The 5,067-nt window shown below is 62.1% G+C and carries 5 protein-coding genes; 2 read left to right on the forward strand and 3 right to left on the reverse strand.

Features of this window, described 5'->3' with window-relative positions; translation table 11 throughout:
- On the reverse strand, positions 1–676 hold a 676-nt coding region (locus KDH09_13830; GenBank protein ID MCB0220775.1), incomplete at its 3' end, for a hypothetical protein.
- 172 nt (positions 677–848) lie between these two features.
- Here KDH09_13830 and KDH09_13835 point away from each other — a divergent pair.
- On the forward strand, positions 849–1,265 hold the full coding sequence (locus tag KDH09_13835) for a hypothetical protein (protein ID MCB0220776.1): 417 nt from the start codon (positions 849–851) through the stop codon (positions 1,263–1,265).
- On the opposite strand, the gene KDH09_13840 is transcribed toward KDH09_13835, so the two are convergent.
- Positions 1,262–2,671, reverse strand: coding sequence for a cytochrome-c peroxidase (locus tag KDH09_13840; GenBank protein MCB0220777.1), 1,410 nt, complete (start codon positions 2,669–2,671; stop codon positions 1,262–1,264). The genes KDH09_13835 and KDH09_13840 overlap by 4 nt on opposite strands.
- Before the next feature lie 303 nt (positions 2,672–2,974).
- Here KDH09_13840 and hpnR point away from each other — a divergent pair, with 303 nt between their 5' ends.
- Positions 2,975–4,519, forward strand: a complete 1,545-nt coding sequence (gene hpnR, locus KDH09_13845; GenBank protein ID MCB0220778.1) for a hopanoid C-3 methylase HpnR — start codon at positions 2,975–2,977, stop codon at positions 4,517–4,519.
- 70 nt (positions 4,520–4,589) lie between these two features.
- Here hpnR and KDH09_13850 read toward each other — a convergent pair.
- On the reverse strand, positions 4,590–5,067 hold a 478-nt coding region (locus KDH09_13850; GenBank protein ID MCB0220779.1), incomplete at its 5' end, for a DUF481 domain-containing protein.

Genomic DNA, 5,067 nt, shown 5'->3' on the forward strand with positions numbered 1-5,067 from the left:
GCACCGTGGCCGTCATCACCGCCAGGCCGACAAGCATCAGCGCCAGCGGCGTCCGCTCGCTCCCCCACTCATGGCGCCAGAAGATGATGAGGCCGAAGATAAGGGCCGAGACGTGAATGACCGGATAGGACAGCGCGGCGATGAGATACAGACGCGATTCCTGCAGGTTCTCGATCGGGTCGTGAAGCACCGCCACTGAGGCGATGATGATCACACAGAGCACGACGCCAAGGTCGCCGATCTTGAGCAGCGTCATCTCCTGGGACTTGGTATTGGTTCCGTAATAAAAGAACCCGACCACAAAACAGGGGACAAACAGGTCAAATCCAAAGTCGCTGTAATCCGGAAACGGCGTGTAGACCTGCTGGACGAGTTCGCGCCAGTCCCAGATCAGCATTCCCCCAAACCAGAATGCGCAGCCCAGCGCAAACCAGTACCAGGCCTTTCGGCGATGCGCCTGCGCGCAGTTCCTGGCCGTCCTCGCGCATTGGAGCGCGCCGATCAGGGCGCTCAGCGTCCAGAACAGGTTCGCCCAGAGGTGGAGGGCCCACCCGCCGGGCTCCAGCACGACATAGCCCGCGGCCATGAGCGCCAGGTAGGCCGCCAATCCGAACAGGACCATTGCCCGCCGCCGGATGGCATGGATCTGCCCCTGCTGCGAATTCCACTCGCTCACATGCGACTCCGGAATGCTTGCCTCGCACGATGCGAGATTGCACACGTCATTGCTGTCTTACCGGGTGTTCTGGTACGATGGGGCACTCACAGAGGCTTTGCAAGCGCTGCCACTCGGAGAATGGATCGAGTGGGACAGCCGGTCCGGCTGGCGCGGAACGAAGGAATTGACCATGAGCTACACCCAGGCATTTGCGAAAGCGGCCCAGGCCTTTAACTCCCATGACTGGGATGAGGCCAACCTGCTGTTTTCCGATCTCAGTTCACAGTCGATGCACTACTCAGAAAACGTGCTGTGCGAGGGCTTTGCCAAACTGGCGCGCATCTACAACCGGGTCATCGACACCGAGCACTACGATCCTTCGCTCGCCCATGAGCTGCGCTTCGAACTCGACCGGCTGGCCACCGAGCTGCAAGAAGAGCTCCCGGCCCGCGTCCTGGGGATCTCCGTTCACGGCCTCACCGATGCCATCGAAAAACTCGAGGACGACCTGGAGTTTGCCCGCCAACCGACCCCCATCCGCATTCAGGCGCCGGGTAAGAGCGGAGACAATCCCTCCGATCTCGAAGAGGGCGACTTCGAGGCCTAGTCGAGCACGCTGCCGTCACAGGGGCCGCTGTCCTCATCCACCGGGCACCCACTGGGCACGCTTGCGGGAATCGTGTCGTCGAGATTAAACAGCGTCGGCGAGGTCAGCGAGGCCAGGAAGGCCACCAACTCGTCGAGGTCCCGGTTGTTCAAACGGACCGGCTGGTCAAAGATCGGGTCGAGGTTGGCAAGCACGCCCTGCCGCCAGTTCACGTCGTTATCATCGCGGGCTCCCAGCGCGGCAATATTTGAATCCCCCGACTGGGCAATGCTGTAGCGATCAAGCGCGGCCTGCGGGGTATCATAGTGGCGCACCGCATCGCGCAGGGAAGAATACGCCCCGTCGTGCTCATACGGCGCCGTCGCTGCCACATTGCGAAGCGGCGGCGTGCGGAAGCGGTACATGTCCTGGGGACGGCCCGTCTCATGGGCCAGTCCGAAGTCGTCGGTCTGCCCGTTGATGGTCGCACCATCGCCCTTGCCCGGCCCGATCTGGGGAACGCCGATGTTGTGGTGGAGCTGGTCGGTGAAGAGCACGCCCCGGTGGCAGACCGAGCAGCGCGCGCGCCCGAAGAACAGCAGTGCGCCGCGCTTGGCCTCGTCGGTGAGCGCTTCGTCATCGCCGGCAACGAAATCATCCCAGGGAGTATCGAAGAAACTCCAGGCATCCGCCTCGAAGGCGGCGATCGAATTGACCACATGGGTGATGTTGATGTCGCCCGCGTCCGAGACCTCTGCCGGGTAGGCAGCTATGAACAGATCCACGTAATCGGGGATCGCACCGATGCGCGCGACCAGCCCGTTCCAGACGCAGCCGAAGTTGTTGTCGGGACACTCGGCCAGGTCGTTGGCATCACTGCCGTTGTCGGCAAAGCCGAGCATTTCATCGCGCGAGGCAACCGGGAAGAGCGCCTGGGCCGCAAGGACGCTGTCGAGCCCCGGCGGCGTGGCCATTGCCGCGGGCGTGCGGATGTTGCCGCTTACCGGATCAATAGAGACGCGGCTGTCCCAGAACATACTCGACCACTCAATCGACCCGCGGTTGAAAACCTCGGGCGCGTTGCGAGGGATGAGATGGCCATCGACAAGGGCGCGCCCATCGCCCAATCCTTCGCCGCCGGTGCCGATGGGCACAGAGAGCCCGTCGCCGAGCGCGTGGCTGGGGTGGTGACAGGTGGCACACGAGATATCCCCATTGCCGCTGAGCATCTTGTCGAACATCAGTGCCTGGCCCAGCTCGACCTTGGCTGCGCTCTGGGCCGGACCGGCATCGATCGGCGTGATGTTCTCACGGGCAATCACGGCCCGAAGCTGCTGATCGAGCGTCGCGGCTGCTTCATTCTTGCAGGCGCTCATCGCCAGGGTCAGTGCCAGCAGGCCCAGGGCCAGATAGTTCGACTTCTTCATTGCTGCGCATCCTCGTTTCAGTAATCCAGATATAGAACCCGACGCGTGCTGCCGCGCGGAGTTACATCACATTTCGCGTTTTTTGCCGGTTTTTTTCGTCCAGTGCGCTGTCTCACATTGAGAGTGTGCGCCTGCCCACAATTTCGGTCCTAATTTTGACAAGGCAGGTCCCCTGTAAGAAAATTCCCACTCAATTGGAGCGAGCCGACTGGAACCTGATGAGGCAAGTACGGAGGGTTTCGGTCGGGCAAGAGAGGGAATGTGTGTGCTGACTCTCACGCACCTTCCGGAGGGAGTAGGAGTATGAAGTTTCTGGCGGTCCATCCAAGTCCGCTCATGTACACCAAGATCTTTCTGCGCCTCGAGCCCCTGGGGCTCGAACTCGTCGCAGAGGCCGCGCGCAAGGCCGGGCACGAAGTCCGGCTCATCGACCTGCAAGCCGAGACGCTCAAGGATTTCGAGCGGCTGATCCGCGACTGGCAGCCCGATGCCGTCGCCTTTGGCTGCAATTACCTGGCAAATATCCCCGAGGTGGTGGACCTTGCCAAGCTGACGAAGAAGGAACTTCCCGGCAGCTTCGTCATCGTCGGAGGCCACAGCGCCTCGTTCACGGCAGACGAATTTCTCGAGCACGGCGCGGGGGCCATCGATTGCGTCCTCAAGGGAGAGGGCGAGGCGGGTATCGTGACGCTGCTCGACGCCGTGGCGCAGGGCAAGGACGAAGTCCATCATGTGCCGGGCGTCGTCTCTCCGCGCGGCCACGGCCCGGCGCCAGGCTTCATCGAGTCGCTCGACCACCTCATGCCGGCGCGCGATCTCATTCGCCACCGCAAGAAGTATTTCATCGGCGTGCTCGATCCGGCCGCCTCCATCGAGTTCACCCGCGGCTGCCCGTGGGATTGCTCGTTCTGCAGCGCGTGGACCTTCTACGGGCGCAGCTACCGTGCCGTGAGCCCGGAGCGCGCGGTGGAAGACCTCTCACGGGTGAAGGAGCCCGGCGTTTTCATCGTCGACGACGTTGCCTTCATCCAGTCCAAACACGGCTTTGAAATCGGAGAGGCCATCGCCCGCAAGGGAATCAAGAAGAAGTATTACCTGGAGACCCGCGGCGACGTGCTGCTGCGCAACAAGGAAGTGTTTCAATACTGGAAGACGCTGGGCCTGGAGTACATGTTCCTGGGCCTCGAGGCCATCGACGAGGAAGGCCTCCAGCGCTTCCGCAAGCGCGTCACGCTGGACAAGAACTTCGAGGCGCTCGAGTTCGCGCGCTCGCTCGGCATCACGGTCGCGATCAACATCATCGCCGATCCCGATTGGGACGAGCGCCGATTCGAGGTGATCCGCCAGTGGTGCATGGAGATCCCCGAGATCGTGAATATCTCCGTGAACACCCCCTACCCCGGCACGGAGACCTGGCACACCGAATTCCGGCGCGTGACCAGCCGCGACTACCGGCTCTACGACATCCAGCACTGCGTGCTGCCGACCAAGCTGCCGCTGGCCAAGTTCTACGAGGAACTGGTGCGCACCCAGGAAGTGCTCAACAAGAAGCACCTGGGATGGGCCGCCCTCAAGAGCACCGCGGCCATCGCCGCCGGCCACCTGCTGCGCGGGCAGACGAACTTTGTGAAGATGCTCTGGAAGTTCAACAGCGTCTATGACCCCCGGCTCCAGATCGCCGACCACGAGCGCGAGGTGAAATACGAAATGAGCCTTCCACCCGCGCCCAGGGAGAAGGTCGATCCCAGGAGCCTCTATATCCACGACGCGGGCGGTCGCAAGGCCCGCGCGCTCGATGACGACACCGAAAAATTCGTCGACGAGACCCGCATGGGAACAAGCGTCTGAACAACCGGTATGCAAAACAGAAAGGGCCGCCCAACGGGCGGCCCTTTTTATGCTTGCTGATCGGCTTTGCCTAGAAATCGTAGACGAACTTCACCGTCGTCTTGGTGTCGAGTTTCTTTGTCGTCGCCCCGGCGGGGATTTCGCTCACGTGGCGGAGTTCGAAGGCCGCCTTGAGCGCGAGGCTCGTATTGATCTTGGCCTTGATGCTCGTCGTGGAGGTGGTCACGATGCCGCCGCCTTTTTTCGGGCCGAACGTGCTCTCGGCCTTCTCCTTGAGGGTGGCGTGCTCGCTGATGTCCCACTCGGCATTGAGCGCCGCGCGACCGGTGATCTCGTGCTCGAAGGGACGCTCGCAGATGATGAAGGGATTTGGCGGATAGCAGGTCGGGTTCTGCGCCTGCGTGTGACGGGCGGCCGGACCGCCTTCGAGACTCACGCGGACCGTGTCCTCGGTAACGAGCTTCACGCCGTAACCGATCGATTCCGAGAGCCGCTGCTCATAGCTGGCGAATCCGTCGTTTTCGTAATTCGCCAGCACATAGAGATAC

The organism is Chrysiogenia bacterium (assembly GCA_020434085.1).
Lineage (GTDB): Bacteria > JAGRBM01 > JAGRBM01 > JAGRBM01 > JAGRBM01 > JAGRBM01.

Coding starts and splice junctions, on each gene's coding strand:
- hpnR (MCB0220778.1), top strand. CDS start 2,975: ATGAAGTTTCTGGCGGTCCATCCAAGTCCGCTCATGTACACCAAGATC.
- KDH09_13835 (MCB0220776.1), top strand. CDS start 849: ATGAGCTACACCCAGGCATTTGCGAAAGCGGCCCAGGCCTTTAACTCC.
- KDH09_13840 (MCB0220777.1), bottom strand. CDS start 2,671: ATGAAGAAGTCGAACTATCTGGCCCTGGGCCTGCTGGCACTGACCCTG.